The sequence below is a fragment of the Belnapia arida genome, from assembly GCF_016773205.1.
GTDB classification, from domain to species: Bacteria; Pseudomonadota; Alphaproteobacteria; order Acetobacterales; family Acetobacteraceae; genus Belnapia; species Belnapia arida.
In genome coordinates this window covers 290,508-305,208 of sequence record NZ_JAETWB010000002.1, presented here as the reverse complement: position 1 = coordinate 305,208, position 14,701 = coordinate 290,508, and the positions used below count along the sequence as shown (strand labels likewise).

Annotated in this window: 14 protein-coding genes; 9 read left to right on the top strand and 5 right to left on the bottom strand. The window is 71.4% G+C overall.

Annotated elements, in window-relative coordinates; all coding sequences use genetic code 11:
* The first annotated feature begins 33 nt into the window (after window positions 1-33).
* From ribA to JMJ56_RS08465, 3 genes are all read left to right on the top strand, one after another.
* On the top strand, window positions 34-1,182 hold the full coding sequence (ribA, locus tag JMJ56_RS08475; RefSeq protein ID WP_202831188.1) for a GTP cyclohydrolase II: 1,149 nt from the start codon (window positions 34-36) through the stop codon (window positions 1,180-1,182).
* Window positions 1,179-1,676: a L,D-transpeptidase family protein gene (locus JMJ56_RS08470; RefSeq protein WP_202831187.1), complete on the top strand. Its 498-nt coding sequence runs from the start codon at window positions 1,179-1,181 to the stop codon at window positions 1,674-1,676. The genes ribA and JMJ56_RS08470 overlap by 4 nt, the downstream gene beginning before the upstream one ends.
* 72 nt (window positions 1,677-1,748) lie before the next feature.
* Window positions 1,749-1,922 carry a hypothetical protein gene (locus JMJ56_RS08465; protein WP_202831186.1) on the top strand — a complete coding sequence of 58 codons (174 nt, stop codon included), beginning with the start codon at window positions 1,749-1,751 and terminating at the stop codon, window positions 1,920-1,922.
* Window positions 1,923-1,981: 59 nt separating this feature from the next.
* On the opposite strand, the gene JMJ56_RS08460 is transcribed toward JMJ56_RS08465, so the two are convergent.
* Window positions 1,982-2,647 (bottom strand): YggS family pyridoxal phosphate-dependent enzyme, encoded by a 666-nt coding sequence (locus JMJ56_RS08460; protein ID WP_202831185.1) that lies wholly within the window; start codon window positions 2,645-2,647, stop codon window positions 1,982-1,984.
* 3 nt (window positions 2,648-2,650) lie between these two features.
* Here JMJ56_RS08460 and JMJ56_RS08455 point away from each other — a divergent pair, with 3 nt between their 5' ends.
* The 3 genes from JMJ56_RS08455 to JMJ56_RS08445 all read left to right on the top strand — a co-directional run bounded on the left by JMJ56_RS08455 (window position 2,651) and on the right by JMJ56_RS08445 (window position 5,555).
* A complete protein-coding gene (locus JMJ56_RS08455) occupies window positions 2,651-3,232 on the top strand; it encodes a thiamine phosphate synthase (protein ID WP_202831184.1) in 582 nt (193 codons plus the stop codon).
* Between the two features lie 245 nt (window positions 3,233-3,477).
* On the top strand, window positions 3,478-4,908 hold the full coding sequence (locus JMJ56_RS08450) for a porin (RefSeq protein ID WP_202831183.1): 1,431 nt from the start codon (window positions 3,478-3,480) through the stop codon (window positions 4,906-4,908).
* 110 nt (window positions 4,909-5,018) lie between these two features.
* Complete coding sequence (locus JMJ56_RS08445; RefSeq protein ID WP_202831182.1) at window positions 5,019-5,555, top strand: DUF3576 domain-containing protein; 537 nt, start codon at window positions 5,019-5,021, stop codon at window positions 5,553-5,555.
* A 10-nt stretch (window positions 5,556-5,565) separates the two neighbouring features.
* On the opposite strand, the gene JMJ56_RS08440 is transcribed toward JMJ56_RS08445, so the two are convergent.
* The 4 genes from JMJ56_RS08440 to JMJ56_RS08425 are packed head-to-tail and all read right to left on the bottom strand — an operon-like array spanning window position 5,566 to window position 10,363.
* On the bottom strand, window positions 5,566-6,063 hold the full coding sequence (locus tag JMJ56_RS08440) for a (2Fe-2S)-binding protein (protein ID WP_202831181.1): 498 nt from the start codon (window positions 6,061-6,063) through the stop codon (window positions 5,566-5,568).
* The gene (locus JMJ56_RS08435) at window positions 6,060-8,366 is read right to left on the bottom strand and encodes a xanthine dehydrogenase family protein molybdopterin-binding subunit (protein ID WP_202831180.1); all 2,307 of its coding nucleotides are present in this window, start codon (window positions 8,364-8,366) and stop codon (window positions 6,060-6,062) included. The genes JMJ56_RS08440 and JMJ56_RS08435 overlap by 4 nt, the downstream gene beginning before the upstream one ends.
* On the bottom strand, window positions 8,363-9,223 hold the full coding sequence (locus JMJ56_RS08430) for an FAD binding domain-containing protein (protein WP_202831179.1): 861 nt from the start codon (window positions 9,221-9,223) through the stop codon (window positions 8,363-8,365). The genes JMJ56_RS08435 and JMJ56_RS08430 overlap by 4 nt, the downstream gene beginning before the upstream one ends.
* A 45-nt stretch (window positions 9,224-9,268) precedes the next feature.
* A complete protein-coding gene (locus JMJ56_RS08425) occupies window positions 9,269-10,363 on the bottom strand; it encodes an alpha/beta hydrolase (RefSeq protein WP_202831178.1) in 1,095 nt (364 codons plus the stop codon).
* A 169-nt stretch (window positions 10,364-10,532) separates the two neighbouring features.
* Here JMJ56_RS08425 and leuS point away from each other — a divergent pair, with 169 nt between their 5' ends.
* From leuS to holA, 3 genes are read left to right on the top strand one after another with little or no spacing between them, the layout of a single operon-like run.
* A complete protein-coding gene (gene leuS, locus JMJ56_RS08420; RefSeq protein WP_202831177.1) occupies window positions 10,533-13,151 on the top strand; it encodes a leucine--tRNA ligase in 2,619 nt (872 codons plus the stop codon).
* Window positions 13,117-13,680, top strand: coding sequence for an LPS assembly lipoprotein LptE (lptE, locus tag JMJ56_RS08415; protein WP_202831176.1), 564 nt, complete (start codon window positions 13,117-13,119; stop codon window positions 13,678-13,680). The genes leuS and lptE overlap by 35 nt, the downstream gene beginning before the upstream one ends.
* Window positions 13,680-14,699 carry a DNA polymerase III subunit delta gene (gene holA / locus JMJ56_RS08410; protein WP_202831175.1) on the top strand — a complete coding sequence of 340 codons (1,020 nt, stop codon included), beginning with the start codon at window positions 13,680-13,682 and terminating at the stop codon, window positions 14,697-14,699. The genes lptE and holA overlap by 1 nt, the downstream gene beginning before the upstream one ends.
* Window positions 14,700-14,701 lie beyond the last annotated feature (2 nt).

Genomic DNA, 14,701 nt, shown 5'->3' with positions numbered 1-14,701 from the left:
GCCATCGGCTTGAACGGATCCAGATTGACGATCATGCCCCTTCCCCTTGTTTCTGACCCGCCCGGCACCGGGGCGCCCGGCGTGCATGCTTCTGCCCACACGTTGCGGGCGGTGCATCGCGCCGCTGCGGAGCTGCGGCGGGGCACGCCCGTGCTGCTGCGCGCCGGCGAGCAGGCGCTGGTGATCGCCGCGGCGGAAACCGTCGGGGCGGCGGGGCTGGCCGAGCTGGCGGCGTTCGCCAAGGGGCCGGCGGTGCTGCTGCTGGCGCCGAGTCGGGCCGCGGAGATCGCCCCGACGCCGGCGCTGCGGCCAGTGCAGGGGGTGGAGGAGGCGGCGATCGCCCTTCGTGCCCCGCCGGGGCTGCTGGACCCGGCGCTGCTGCGCAGCTTGGCCGACCCGACCGCCGACCGGTTGCCGGAGGGCACCCGGACCGAGCGGGTGCCGGCGCCGCCGGCCTCCGATGCGGCGCTGGCGCTGGCCAAGCTCGGGCGGCTGCTGCCGGCGGTGGTGGCGGCACCGGCGGGTGCCGCGCGCGGCGAGCTGCTCGCGGTGGAGGCGGCGGATGTGCTCGCCTATCCGCTGGAGGCGGCGACCTCCTTGCGGCGGGTGGCCGAGGCCGCGGTGCCGCTCGAGGATGCGCCGGATGCGCGGATCGTCGCCTTCCGCGCGGCGGATGGCGGGATCGAGCACCTCGCCATCCTGATCGGCCGGCCGGAGGAGCAGGCGGCGCCGCTGGTGCGGCTGCATTCGGAATGCTTCACCGGCGACCTGCTCGGCTCGCTCCGCTGCGATTGCGGGCCGCAGCTGCGCGGTGCCATCCGGCGGATGAGCGAGGCGGGGGCGGGGGTGCTGCTCTACCTGGCGCAGGAGGGGCGAGGCATCGGGCTGGTCAACAAGCTCCGCGCCTATCGCCTGCAGGATGGCGGGCTGGATACGCTGGATGCCAACCAGGCGCTCGGCTACGGCGCGGATGAGCGTAATTTCATGGTGGCGGCGACCATGCTGCGGCAGCTCGGCATCGAGCGGGTGCGGCTGCTGACCAACAATCCGGAGAAGCTGGCCTCGCTCGCCGCCTGCGGCATCGCGGTGGAGGGGCGGGAGGCGCATGCCTTCGCGCCGAACGGGGTGAATGACGGCTATCTGGAAACCAAGGCCCGCCGCTTCGGGCATCTGCTGGCATGACGACGGCCATCATCGGCCCCGAGGGAGTGCTGCGTCTGGAGGCCGGCGCCTGGCGCTGCGCGCTCGGCAAGGGCGGCATCCGGCGGGACAAGCGCGAGGGGGACGGCGCGACGCCGGCCGGGCTGCTGCCGCTGCGGCGTGTGCTCTACCGGGCGGACCGGGTGGCGGTGCCGCGCTGCCGCGTTTCGGTGGAGCCGATCGCACCCACCGATGGCTGGTGCGACGACCCCACGCATGCCGACTACAACCGGCAGGTCCAGCTGCCGCATCCGGCGCGGCATGAGCTGCTGTGGCGGGAGGATGCGCTCTACGACATCGTCGGCGTGCTCGGCTGGAACGACGCGCCGGTGCAGCGGGGGCGGGGCAGCGCCATCTTCCTCCATCTCGCCCGGCCGGACCTGGCGCCGACCGAGGGATGCGTTGCACTGCCGGAGCCGGCCTTGCGGGCGGTGCTGGGGGCGGGGCTGAGCGCCATCCAGTTTGTGGAGGAATGATGACCGCCTGGACATCTTTGCGTTGACCCTGGCACTCTCGCCGCAAAAGCGGCGGGGAAGGAGCCAAGGGTCATGGCGGGGACGTTCAGCACGGTAATGGCACGGCCGGTGCCGGTGGTGGCAGGGCTGATGGCGCTCGGGGCGGTGCTCGCCTTCCTGGAAATGGGTACCCCAGCGGCCCTCGCCTTCATGGTGGCCGGGTTGGTGATGATGTACGCCTATGGGCGGAACGCCCGGCCGCAATAGCACCTGTCGCCCACATCCCTTGCCATGGCCGGGCCTGACCCGGCCATTCGGCGCGGGAGCTAGCCCCTCGCGCCGAAGATGGCGCTGCCGACCCGGACATGGGTGGCGCCGCAGGCGATCGCCGCCTCGAAATCGGCGCTCATCCCCATGCTGAGCACGGGCAGGGCGTGGCGGGCGGCGAGGTCGGCCAGATAGAGGAAGTGCGGACGGGGGTCCTCCGCCGCGGGCGGGATGCACATCAGGCCGCGCACCGGCAGGCCCCATTCATCACGGCAGGCGCGGAGGAAGGCCTCGGCTTCGGCGCGGGGGATGCCGGCCTTCTGCGGCTCGTCGCCGGTATTCACCTGGACCAGCAGGTCGGGGCGGCGGCCTTCCTTCTCCATGGCCTCGGCGAGGGCGGCGGCGAGCTTCGGGCGATCCAGGCTTTCGATGACATCGGCGAGGCGGACGGCGTCGCGGGCCTTGTTGGTCTGCAAGCCGCCGATGATGTGCAGGCGGAGCGCCGGCCAGTCCGGGCGGAGAGCGGGGAATTTGCCCGCGGCCTCCTGCACGCGGTTCTCGCCGAAAACCGCCTGCCCGGCGGCGAGCGCGGCGGCGACGGCCTCGGCCGGGTTGGTCTTGGAGACGGCGACGAGCGTCACCGCGCCGGCCGGGCGGTTGGCGCGGGCGGTGGCCTCGGCGATCCTGGCCCCGATCAGGGCGAGGTTGGCGGCGATGTCGGTCATGCGATGGAGAAGCTAGGGGCGGCAGCGCGGCGGCTCAAGCCATGGGCGGGGCCGCGGCTGGTGCTGGTGAGCGACCCGGTGCGGCTTCCCGACCCGCGGGCGCTGGCGGCGCGGCTGCCGCCGGGGGCGGCGGTGCTGGCGCGGGGGCTGGCGCCGGGGGTGACGGAGGGGCTCGCCGCCATCGCCCGGCGGAGGCGGTTGCGGCTGCTGGTGGGTGGGGATGGGCGGCTTGCGCTCAGGCTCGGGGCAGGGCTGCACCTGCCGGATCGGGAGGGGGTGGCGGGCCTGCTGCCTTTCCTCCGGGCGCGGCGAGGGCGGCACCTGCTGCTGACGGCAGCGGTGCATGGGCGGCCGGGGCTGGCCCGTGCCAGGCGCCTGGCAGTGGATGCGGTGGTGGTCTCGCCTGTCTTCCCGACCCGGAGCCACCCGGGGGCGCGGGGACTCGGGCCGTTGCGCTGGGCGGGGCTGGCGCGGCAGGCGGGACGGCCGGCGATCGCGCTCGGCGGGGTCGGGCCGCAAAATGCCGGGCGGGTGCCCCGCTGGGCGGTCGGACTGGCAGCCATCGATGGTTTCCGGACTTTGTGACGGAACTCGTGCAATATCCTGTGGCGGCGGGGCCACAGTGTCTCAGCTAAGTCGCGGTAACGCTGTGTCGCCGGTTGCCGCCCTTTATTGCGCTGGACCATAGTCCGGTGCGGACCCGGTCATGTCCGTCAACCGGCGTTGGTCGGGTTTGGGTATGGCACCTGCCAAAAGCGGCGCAAGCCGAGGGGGGGCGGGTGGGTCAGACAGGGAACAGCCGGCCAGCCCGGCGACTGAGGAGGTTTAGAATGCGCAAGATACTGCTGGGCACGACCGCGGTGGTCGGCGCGGCGCTCCTGGCACCGGCTGTTGCCGAGGCACAGGAAGCCCCGACCGTCCGCATCGGCGGCTTCTTCCGGGCTTACTACGGCAACACGCAGCAGAGCGGCCGCAACAGCACCACGCCGTCCGGCTTGGCCAACAATACGTCCCCGGCGACCGGAAATCTGCAGCAGTCGATCGTTGGCGGTGTTCCGACGACGGAGACGAACGTCGGCGGCAACCCTGGTCACGTCGGCCGCCTGTCGAAGAACGACTTCAGCACCGATGCCGAGGTCCATGTCTTCGTTAACGGCAAGACGGCCAACGGCCTGTCCTACGGTGCGGTGATCGAGATCGCCTTCAACCAGCAGGAAGGCCGCAACATCGTCCAGCAGCGTGCCAGCACCGGCAAGACGACGGCGAGCATCGACGAGATGTACGCCTTCGTCGCCTCGCCGATGTGGGGCCAGATCCGCTTCGGTGACGAGGACGGCCCGGTCGGCGGCCTGATGAACTCGGGTGTGATCACCAACTTCGGCACCGGCGGTATCTACGGCGACCGCGAGTCCTTCGTGTCCCGCCAGGCCAATGTGCGCACGACCACCTCCCCGGGCTCGCTCGGCGACAACACCAAGATCATCTACCTGTCGCCGCAGTTCTTCGGCTTCGACTTCGGCGGCAGCTTCGCCTTCAACTACAACGAAGGCGAGGACACGGGCTGCTCCACCAACCAGTCCAGCGGCTGGTGCGACAGCTCCTACGCCTTCACCGGCGCCGCCAACTTCGGCGTCGCCGCGGCCGGCCCGAACATGTCGGTTCGCCGCAACGAGTACCAGGGCGCGCTGCGCTGGCGCGGCAGCCTGGCCGGCGTCGGCCTGTCCGTCACCGGCGGCTATGTCGGCTCGGGCGCGGCAAAGGAGCTCAGCCCGCTCAACGTGCAGCGCGCGGTCTTCCAGCCGCTCGGCGTCTGGCAGGTGGGTGCGCAGGCTTCGGCCTACGGCCTGACGGTCGGTGCGCAGTATGAGCACGGCGCCTCGAACTTCTTCTGGGGCAATCTGCTCAAGGGCGACCGGCCCATGGATCAGTTCTTCGCCGGCGCCAGCTACACGGTCGGGCCGTTCACCATCGGCGGCAACTATCTGATCCAGACCGTCGAAGGCGCGACCCGCACCAACTTCGGCTACAACGCTGCCGGCGTGCTGCAGGCGACCCCGAACCCCGCCGGCGCGGCGCTGATGCGCCGCCTCGGCTACGGCATCGGCGCCAACTACCGCCTCGCCCCGGGCCTCGACATCGTGGCCGAGTACAGCAGCTACACGGTGGCGGAGCGTGGCCGCGACCTCGATCCGTCCAACCCGGGCGTGCAGGACCGCAACACCGCGAAGGTGTTCATCCTGGGCACCCGTCTGGCCTTCTGATCCTTCGGGACCAGGACAAAGGGGGCGGCAGGGCAACCTGCCGTCCCTTTTTGTTTCTCGACACAATTGATGCTTGATTGCCCGGGCGGCGCATCTAGTGTGCGCGCATCATGAAACCAGCCCTTCTTGCTTTCGTCGCCGCCCTTTCCCTGCTCGCTGCCTGCGGCGGCGATAACCAGCGCTTGGTTGGGAATGACGAGTATGGCGATTGGCGCCAAGGCCGGGCGCGGAACCGGCCGCAGGGGGCGACTGCCGGCATCGTCGTCTTCGGCGTGGACAAGGACCGCGAGGCGCGCGAAGCGGCGGCCAATGGCGGTGGCAGCGGGCTCAGCGTGAACGCCTATCTCTGGCGCGCGACGCTGGATACGCTCTCCTTCATGCCGCTGGCCTCGGCCGATCCCTTCGGCGGCACGATCATCACCGACTGGTATTCGCCGCCCTCCGCGAATGGCGAGCGGTTCCGGGCGCAGGCCTATGTGCTCGGGCGGCAGCTTCGCTCGGATGGTGTGCGGGTGCAGGTGTTCCGGCAGACGCTCGACCATGGGCAGTGGGTAGACAGCCCGGTCTCGGGCTCGACCAATTCCGACCTCGAGGACAAGGTGTTGGCGCGGGCGCGGGAACTGCGGAGCCAGTCGGCCTCGCGCTAGCCGCGGAACGTCAGGCGGGCGCCGTTTCCGCCCACTTTCCCAGCTCCTGCGCTGCCGCACGGACGGCCGTCAGGATGTTCTGATACCCCGTACAGCGGCAGAGGTTGGAGGAGAGGACGTGGCGCAGCCGGGCCTCGTCCACCGGCCCTGGCTGCTCAAGCATCCAGGTAGCGAGCATCAGGAAGCCGGGCGTGCAGAAGCCGCACTGCAGGCCATGATTTTCCCAGAAGGCACGCTGGAGCGGGTTGAGGGTGCCGTCCGGGGCGGCGAGGCCCTCGACAGTGCGGATGGCGCGGCTGTCGGCCTGGACGGCGAAATGCAGGCAGGCGCGCACAGCCTCGCCATCGAGCAGCACGGTGCAGGCGCCGCAGACGCCGTGCTCGCAGCCGAGATGGGTGCCGGTCAGGCCGCAGTCGTCGCGGAGCGCGTCGGCCAGGGTACGGCGGGGCTCGACGGCGACCTCGTGCGGCAGGCCGTTCACGGTGAGGCGGATCGGCGTCTTGCTCATCGGGCGTTCCGGATCAGGGCACGGATGCGGGCGGGAGTCGCGGGGAGTTCGGCAATGTCGACGCCGAAGGGCGCGAGTGCATCGCTGATGGCATTGGCGATGGCGGCGGGGGCCCCGATGGCGCCGCCTTCGCCCAGGCCCTTGGCGCCGGTCAGCGTCTCGGGGCTTTCGGTTTCCATGTGGATGATCTCGATCAGCGGGATCTCGGCGGCGCTCGGGGGCAGGTAGTCGGCGAGGCTGCCGGTGAGCGGGTTGCCATCCGCGGCGTAGAGCACCTCCTCCAGCAGGGCATTGGCGATGCCCTGGGCGACGCCGCCGTGCACCTGGCCATCGGCGATCAGCGGGTTCAGTAGCCGGCCGGCATCCTCGACGACGAGGAAGCGCAGGACGCGGACATGGCCGGTCTCGGCATCGACCTCCACCTCCGCGACATGGCAGGCGTTGGAGAAGGTCCCGCCCGGGTCGTATTGCGCGGTCTCGGCGAGGTTGAAGCCGTCGAGGTCGGAGAGCTGCTCGGAGCGTTGGTGGACGCGGCGGGCGATCTCGGTGAGCGGGATGGAAGCCTCGCCGGCCCAGGCGGCACCGTCGCGCAGCGTGACGGCCTCGGGCTCGGCCTGGAGCAGGCGGGCGGCGGCGCGGCGCAGGCGGGTGGCGAGCTTGTCGGCGGCGAGCTGGGTGGCGCCGCCGGCGATGACGGCGCCGCGGCTGGCGAAGCTGCCCCAGCCATAAGGCGTGCGGTCGGTATCGCCATGGATGACGCGGATGCGCGACGGGTCGAGGCCGAGGCGGTCGGCGGCGAGCTGGGCGAGGGTGGTGCGGAGGCCCTGGCCATGGGGCGAGGCGCCGATGCGGACCTCCACATCCCCGGCCGGGGTCATGGCGATGTCGACCACCTCATAGCCGGGGACGATGCCCATCCCGCGGGCGGCGAAGGCCGGGGTGCCATAGCCGGTGCGCTCGTTGAAGACGGCGAGGCCGAGGCCGAGATAGCGGCCATCGCGCCGGGCGGCGGCCTGGCGGGCGCGGAAGCCGGGGATGTCAGCGGCCTCCGCCGCGCGGTCCAGCGCCTCGACATAGGAGGCCTGGTCGAGGGTCAGGCCGGTCGGCGTCACATGCGGGAATTCGGTGACGAGGTTGCGGCGGCGGAGCTCGACCGGGTCGATGCCGAGCGCGGCGGCGGCGCGGTCCATCAGCCGCTCCAGCCCGAAGGTGACGACGGGGCGGGAGACGCCGCGATAGGGGGCGGCGGGGCAGGTATGGGTCGCCAGGGCGCGGGCGCGGGCGGCGTAGGTGGGAAGGCGGTAGGGGCCGGGATACTCGGCCAGCGCCATCAGCGGCTCCACGCCGCAGGTGGTCGGGTAGCAGGAGAAGGCGCCGGTATTGGCGAGGATGTCGGCCTCCAGCCCCAGCAGCGTGCCGTCGGCGGCGAAGGCGGCGCGCAGGTGGTGGCGCTGCTCGCGGCTATGTGCGGAGGCGATCAGGTTCTCGTTGCGGTCCTCGATCCAGCAGAAGCTGCCGCGATGGCGGCGGGCCAGCCAGACCAGCAGCGGGTATTCGGGGAAGAGCGCCATCTTCTGGCCGAAGCCGCCGCCCACATCGGGGGCGACGACCTGGAGGTCGGCCTCGGCCATGCCCAGCAGGGTGGCGATGCCGGTGCGGAGCATGTGCGGCATCTGGCAGGAGGCGGTGAGGCGGATGCGGCCGGTGGCGCGGTCATAGGCGGCGAGGCCGGCGCGCGCCTCCATCGGCGTCGCGTTCTGGCGGCCGGAGCGGAGGCTGAACTCGACGATGCGGTCGGCGCGGGCGAAGGCGGCCTGGCAGTCCGGGTGGCGGATGGTGCCGTCCACCACGGTGTTGCCGGGGGCCTCCGCGTGCAGGATGGGGGCGCCGGGGCGTAGCGCGTCGTCGATGGTGACGACGGGCTCCTCCGGCTCGATCTCGAGCAGGATGGCCTCTGCGATGTCCTCGGCCTCTTCCGGCGTGGCGGCGACCACGGCGGCGACGGGCTGGCCGACGAAGTGGACGCGCTCGCGCGGCAGCACGGGCTGGGCGATGGCGCGGTAGTTGAAGCGGAAAAGCTCCGGCCGGATGGTGCCGACGCCCTCCAGATCGGCGCCCGTCACCAACAGGGCGCCGGGCGGCAGGTCGGGCGCTGTGATCGACAGGATGCGGCCGGCGGCGAAGGGGCTGCGGAGGAAGCGCACGGCGCGGGCCCCGGCGGCGAGGTCGGCGGTGAAGGCGCCTTCGCCGCGGAGCAGGGCGGGGTCCTCGGTACGGGGGAGGCGGCGGCCGGTCCAGTTCATGTGGCGAGCGAGCCTTCCAGGGCGCGGCGGGTCATGGCGCGGACCAGGTCGCGGCGATAGTCGGCGGGCACCTGGGCATCCTCGGTCGGCTCGAAGCCCTCGGCGGCGAGGGCGGCAGCGGCGCGGAGGCGGTCGGAGGTGGGCGGGGCGCCGAGCAGGGCCGCAGCGGCGGCTTCGGCCAGGATCGGCGTGCCGGCGACGCCGCCGAGGGCGATGCGCGCCCCGGCGACATGGCCGGCGGCATCGAGGCGAAGGGCGGTCACTGCCATGGCCACAGCGAAATCGCCGGCGCGGCGGTTGAACTCGGCGAAGCCGCAGCGCCAGTCGGGGCCAAGCAGGGGGAGGCTCGCCTCGGCCAGCAGCTCATCGTGGCCGAGGGTGGTGGTGAAGACGGACTGAAACCAGTCGGCGGCGGGGACGAGGCGCTCGCCGCCCTCGCGCAGCACCCGCATCTCGGCGCCGAGGGCCAGCGCGATGCAGCACCATTCGGAGGCCGGGTCGGCATGGGCGAGGCTACCGCAGAAGGTGCCGCGCGTGCGGATCGGCGCATGGGCGATGTGCTCCGCCGCGCGGGCGAGCAGGGCGCCGGTCGGGCCGGGCGCCACCAGGCGCTCGAAGCGGGCATGGCGGGCCAGCGCCCCGATGCGGAGGCGGCCGGCCTCGGCGCGGCAGTAATCCAGTTCGGCGATGCGGTTGATGTCGATGAGGCTGGCCGGCCTGGCCAGCCGGAAGGCCATGGTCGGCACCAGGCTCTGGCCGCCGGCGAGGATCTTTCCCTCTTCCCCATGCCGGGCCAGCAAGGCGAGGGCCTCCGCCTGGCTCCGCGGCGCGTGGTAGTCGAAGGGGGGGCATTTCATGCGGGCGAGGGTAGGGGCGGAGGTTCCGCTGGCGCAAGATCGCCTTCAGCCGCCGCCGCAGGGGGTACGGCGGAGGCCGCGCGGGGCGGCGGCCTCGGGGGCGTCCACCAGCGTCAGCAGGCAAGCGCCGTAGAGGGTGGTGAAGCGCCAATCGGTGCCACCGCCATGGCCGCGGATGGGGGCGGGCTGCGGGCCGGAGGGCCAGAGGGCGAGGACGGGCGCTCGGCGGGTGCGGGAGGCGTCGTCGAGCAGCTTGGCACGGGCCTCCGGGTCCGGGTCGAAGTCGTCGCCATCGAAGACGGCGACGGCGAGGCGGGGGCCGCCTGAGGGCAGCCCGGCCAGCAGGCGGCGAAAATCCTCCAGGCCGGAGACGAGGTTGTTGGCGCGGCTCACCTCCCCATGGGCGGCGGGGGCGGTGGCGATCACCGCATCCACCCAATCCGGCCGGGCGCTCGCCGCCATGACGGATTGCCAGCCGCCGCGTGACTGGCCGCCGAGCAGGATATGGCGGTAGCCGGCGGCGCGCACGGCCTGCAACCCGTCCACCAGGCGGGGGAGGCTGGTGTAGAGGGCATCCTCGGCCGGGTTGCGGTCGAAGCGGAGCACGTCCCAGCCGGCATCGTTCAGGATGGAGACGAAGCCGGGCGTGGGTGCGCTGCGGTTGTCGCGCTCCGGGCCGCCATAGCCATGCGACCAGATGACGACGCCGTGGGCCGCCTGCGGGCCGCGGCGGAGCAGCATCGGCGCCCAGCGGAAAGGGCCGAGGCTGCCCTGCACCAGCGGCAGGGCGGGGCCGCTGGCGAGGCCGGCATCGCGGGCGAGGATGCGGCATTCGGCCTGGACCGGGCCGAGGGTGCGGCGGCAGTTCTCGAGGGCGGCGGCTTCGGCAAGGTCCGGCCGCGCTGCGTTGCCGGCATAGCCCCAGGCGGAGCGGCCTGAGGCCTCGCGCGCCACGGCGAAGGCCGCATGGCCGATCAGGCCGCGATAGACCAGGGTGAAGCTGCTGGCGAGCCCGAGCGAAGGCCCCGGCGTGCCGAGTGCCGCGACAGAGAAGATGCTGCGATATTGCTCTTCGAGCGGCTCGGCGCGCAGCGCAGGCGCGAGGCCGAGCATCAGGATCAGGAGCAGGCGGAAGCGCATCAGCGGTCCATGCGAAAGGGAGCTCCATGGTGTGCCGGCCGTGTCGCAGAGGCAACGGCACGAATAGGAGCGCACCTTCCCCTTGGCGGAAATATTCCCTCCGGGGGAGATACTTCCCTAACGGCTATAGCAAGCCTATTCCCTCTGTCCGATGAGCATCCGGTCCCCGATGAGCGACGCCAGCACCACCACGCCCCCCACCGATACCCGCTACGACTTCGCCGCAGCCGAACCGCGCTGGCAGGAGGAGTGGAACCGCCGGCAATGCTTCGCCGTGCCGGACGTGCCGGACGGCAACAGGGCGAAGTACTATGTCCTTGAGATGTTCCCTTACCCCAGCGGCAAGATCCATATGGGGCATGTGCGGAACTACACACTGGGCGACGTGGTGGCGCGCTACAAGCGGGCGCGCGGGCACCAGGTGATGCACCCCATGGGCTGGGACGCCTTCGGCCTGCCGGCCGAGAATGCGGCGCGCGAGCGGGGCATCCACCCGGGCCAGTGGACCTACGACAATATCGCCAACATGCGGGCCGAGCTGAAGCGCATGGGGCTTTCGCTCGACTGGTCGCGGGAATTCGCCACCTGCGATGTCGAATACTACGGACAGCAGCAGGCGGTGTTCCTCGACTTCTGGCAGGCCGGGCTGGTCGAGCGGAAGGAGAGCTGGGTCAATTGGGACCCGGTGGACGGGACCGTGCTCGCCAATGAGCAGGTGATCGACGGGCGCGGCTGGCGCAGCGGTGCACTGGTCGAGAAGAAGCAGCTCAGCCAATGGTTCTTCCGCATCACGAAATTCGCGCCGGAGCTGCTGGAGGCCTTGCAGGGGCTGGAGCGCTGGCCCGACCGCGTGAAGACGATGCAGGCCAACTGGATCGGCCGCAGCGAGGGGGCGCGGGTGCGCTTCCGGCTGGCCGAGCCGCAGGCGGGCATCGGCGAGGTGGAGGTCTTCACCACGCGGCCGGATACGCTGTTCGGCATGAGCTTCCTGGCAGTCGCCGCGGAGCATCCCTTGGCCGCCGCCGCGGCGGCACGGGACCCGGCGGCGGCCGAGTTCGTCGCCGAGTGCCGGCGGATGGGAACGAGCGAGACGGCGATCGAGCAGGCGGAGAAGCGGGGCTTCGATACCGGCTTCCGCGTCGCGCATCCCTTCCTTGAAGGTGTCAGCTTCCCCGTCTGGATCGCCAATTTCGTGCTTATGGAATACGGCACGGGGGCGATCTTCGGCTGCCCGGGGCATGACGAGCGGGACTTCGAATTCGCTGGCAAGTACGGGCTGGCGATCACCCCGGTGGTGCTGCCGCCAGGGGCCGACGCCGCCAGCTTCGCGCTCGGCGATGCGGCCTATACGGGGGACGGGACGATCTTCAATTCCGGCTTCCTCGACGGGCTCGACGTGCCGGCGGCCAAGCGACGGGCCATCGAGACGCTGGAGGCCAAGGGGCAGGGGACGGGCGTCGTCAACTGGCGGCTGCGGGACTGGGGCGTGTCGCGGCAGCGCTACTGGGGCTGCCCGATCCCGGTGATCCATTGCGAGGCCTGCGGCGTGGTGCCGGTGCCGAAAGCGGACCTGCCGGTGCGACTGCCGGACGACGTCGATTTCTCGCGGCCGGGCAATCCGCTCGACCATCACCCGAGCTGGAAGCATGTCGATTGCCCGCAATGCGGCAAGGCAGCGCGCAGGGAGACGGATACCTTCGACACCTTCGTCGACAGCAGCTGGTACTTCGCGCGCTTCTGCTCGCCGCGGGCGGAAGTGCCGGTGGTGCGGAATGCGGTCGATGGCTGGCTGCCGGTGGACCAATATATCGGCGGGATCGAGCATGCGATCCTGCATCTGCTCTACAGCCGCTTCTTCACGCGGGGGATGCGCGAGACCGGGCACCTGGCGGTGCAGGAGCCCTTCGCCGGGCTCTTCACGCAGGGCATGGTGACGCATGAAAGCTACAAGTCGGCCGATGGGCGCTGGCTCTACCCGGAGGAGGTGGAGTTCTCCCTGGCCGCCGACGGCACGCGCACCGCGCGGATGAAGGACGGCAATGCGCCGGTCGTCATCGGGCGCGTCGAGGCGATGTCGAAGTCGAAGCGCAACACCGTCGATCCGGGCGCCATCATCGGCCGCTACGGGGCGGATACGGCGCGCTGGTTCATCCTCAGCGACAACCCGCCCGAGCGGGACATGGAGTGGACCGAGAGCGGCGTGGCGGGAGCCTATCGCTTCACCCAACGGGTCTACCGGCTGGTGGCCGGCGCGCTCGGCGAGCTGCCGCCGGCGGGGGCCTCCGTCGAGGGCGCGGAGGGCGCGGCGCGAAAGCTGCGGCAGGCGACGCACCGGACCATCGCCGCCATCACCGAGGCGCTCGAGAGCTTCGCCTTCAACGTCGCGGTGGCGCGCATCCATGAATTCGCCAATACGGTGAGCGATGCCGGGGCGGTGGCGGGCGCGGTGCGGCGCGAGGCGCTGGAGGCGCTGGTGCGGCTCTCCGGGCCGATGATGCCGCATCTGGCGGAGGAGCTCTGGTCGATGCTGCGGCCGGGCGAGGATGCCATGGTCGCCGACCTGCCCTGGCTGGAGGCGGACCCGGCCTTGCTGAAGGCGGAGACGCTGACGCTGGCCGTGCAGGTCCTCGGCAAGCTGCGGGCGACGATCGAGGTTCCCGCCGATGCCGATGAGGCTATGATCTTCTCCCTGGCTGAGGCGGAGGAGAATGTGCAGCGTTCCATCGCCGGCCGCCCCATCCGGAAGCGCATCCATGTCCCGGGACGTGTCGTCAATTTCGTGGTCTAGGCGTGGTCTGCTCGGGGGGCTGTTCGGCCTCTCGGCCTGCGGCTTCCGCCCGCTCTACGGACCGATCACGGCCGAGGACGGCAGCGAGGCAGACCTCGAGGCGGAACTGGCCGCGGTGCGGATCGGGCCGCTCTACGAGCGTACGGGGCAGCTGCTGCGGCGCAGCCTGCAACGGCGGATGGAGGAGACCGTGCCGGGGACGCCGGCGCGGTATCTGCTCAACGTCAGCTTCGATCTTGGGGTGGAAGTGCTGGGCTACCGGCAGGATGGCACGCCGACCCGCATCCGCTTCACTGTCAATGGCAATTGGAACCTCAATACCCTGGCCGTGCCGTCGCAGCGGATCGCAGCTTCGGGCATCCCGTATCGGACGCTCGATTCCTTCAACATCCCGGACCTGCAATTCTTCTCGGCTGACACCTCACGCGACGCCGCGCTGACCCGGCTGATGGATGACCTCTCCGACGAGGTTGCACGTCAGGTGGCGATGGCGCTGCGCCGGCAGAAGGAGCAGCAGGCGACGGGCTGATGACGAAGCTCGACGCAAGGCGGGTTTCAGCCTTCCTCGCCGACCCTGGTGGGTGCCGGGTGGTGCTGCTGCATGGCGACGATCCCGGGCTGATCCGCGAGCGGGCCGAGACGCTGGTACGGCGCGTCGCCGAGGGCGATGCGCTGCGATTGGTGGAGTTGGGGCGGGAGGCGTTGCGGAGCCCCGGTCAACTCGCCATGGAAGCCGCCAGCTCGCCGCTGACGGGGGGACGGTGCCTCGTCCGTGTTCGTGACATCGGTGATGGCGCAGCGCCGGTGGCGGCGGCCAAGGCAGCGCTGGCGGGGCCAGGACCAGGGCTCGTCGTGCTGGAGGCGCCGGAGCTGCGGACCAGCAGCGCGCTCTACAAGGCCACTGAGGGCTCGGCGCAGGGGGCGGTGATCGCCTGCTACCGGGAACGGGGGGCGGAGCTAGCGAATTCCATCGGGCATATCCTGCAGGAACTGGGCGTCTCGGCCGAGCCGGCGGCTATCGAGTGGATGGTGCAGCGTCTGGGCGAGGACCGGATGCTGCTGCGGCGAGAGCTGGAGAAGCTGGCGCTTTTCGTCGGCGCCGGCGGGCGGGTGACGCCGGAGGATGTGCTGGCCTGCATTGCCGAAGGCTCCGCGCTCGACCTGGAAGAAGCGCTGATGGCAGCCATGACGGGGGAGACGGCAGTGGCCGACCGCGCGCTCGCCACGGCCTTCGCCGAGGGAGCGAATGCGGTGCAGGTGGTACGGGCGGCGCTGCGGCATGTGCAGCGGCTGCATCTGGCCTCACTCGCCATAGCAGCTGGAGCGGCGGCTTCGGCGGCGGTGGACGGATTGCGGCCGCCGGTCTTCTTCCGCCACAAGCCGGCCTTTGAGCGGGCGCTGCGGCTGTGGCGGCCGGAGGCTCTGGAGGCGGCGGGGGTGGCGCTGCTGGAAGCCGAGAGGCGGACGAAGACAACCGGCATTCCGAGCGAGGTGGTGGCGCGGAACGCCGTCACCGGATTGGCAAGGCAGGCGGCGGCAAGGCGTTGAGA

Excerpts from the sequence above, each read along its gene's own strand:
- ribA (WP_202831188.1), top strand. The coding sequence starts at position 34 with ATGCCCCTTCCCCTTGTTTCTGACCCGCCCGGCACCGGGGCGCCCGGC.
- JMJ56_RS08470 (WP_202831187.1), top strand. The coding sequence starts at position 1,179 with ATGACGACGGCCATCATCGGCCCCGAGGGAGTGCTGCGTCTGGAGGCC.
- JMJ56_RS08465 (WP_202831186.1), top strand. The coding sequence starts at position 1,749 with ATGGCGGGGACGTTCAGCACGGTAATGGCACGGCCGGTGCCGGTGGTG.
- JMJ56_RS08460 (WP_202831185.1), bottom strand. The coding sequence starts at position 2,647 with ATGACCGACATCGCCGCCAACCTCGCCCTGATCGGGGCCAGGATCGCC.
- JMJ56_RS08455 (WP_202831184.1), top strand. The coding sequence starts at position 2,651 with ATGGAGAAGCTAGGGGCGGCAGCGCGGCGGCTCAAGCCATGGGCGGGG.
- JMJ56_RS08450 (WP_202831183.1), top strand. The coding sequence starts at position 3,478 with ATGCGCAAGATACTGCTGGGCACGACCGCGGTGGTCGGCGCGGCGCTC.
- JMJ56_RS08445 (WP_202831182.1), top strand. The coding sequence starts at position 5,019 with ATGAAACCAGCCCTTCTTGCTTTCGTCGCCGCCCTTTCCCTGCTCGCT.
- JMJ56_RS08440 (WP_202831181.1), bottom strand. The coding sequence starts at position 6,063 with ATGAGCAAGACGCCGATCCGCCTCACCGTGAACGGCCTGCCGCACGAG.
- JMJ56_RS08435 (WP_202831180.1), bottom strand. The coding sequence starts at position 8,366 with ATGAACTGGACCGGCCGCCGCCTCCCCCGTACCGAGGACCCCGCCCTG.
- JMJ56_RS08430 (WP_202831179.1), bottom strand. The coding sequence starts at position 9,223 with ATGAAATGCCCCCCCTTCGACTACCACGCGCCGCGGAGCCAGGCGGAG.
- JMJ56_RS08425 (WP_202831178.1), bottom strand. The coding sequence starts at position 10,363 with ATGCGCTTCCGCCTGCTCCTGATCCTGATGCTCGGCCTCGCGCCTGCG.
- leuS (WP_202831177.1), top strand. The coding sequence starts at position 10,533 with ATGAGCGACGCCAGCACCACCACGCCCCCCACCGATACCCGCTACGAC.
- lptE (WP_202831176.1), top strand. The coding sequence starts at position 13,117 with ATGTCCCGGGACGTGTCGTCAATTTCGTGGTCTAGGCGTGGTCTGCTC.
- holA (WP_202831175.1), top strand. The coding sequence starts at position 13,680 with ATGACGAAGCTCGACGCAAGGCGGGTTTCAGCCTTCCTCGCCGACCCT.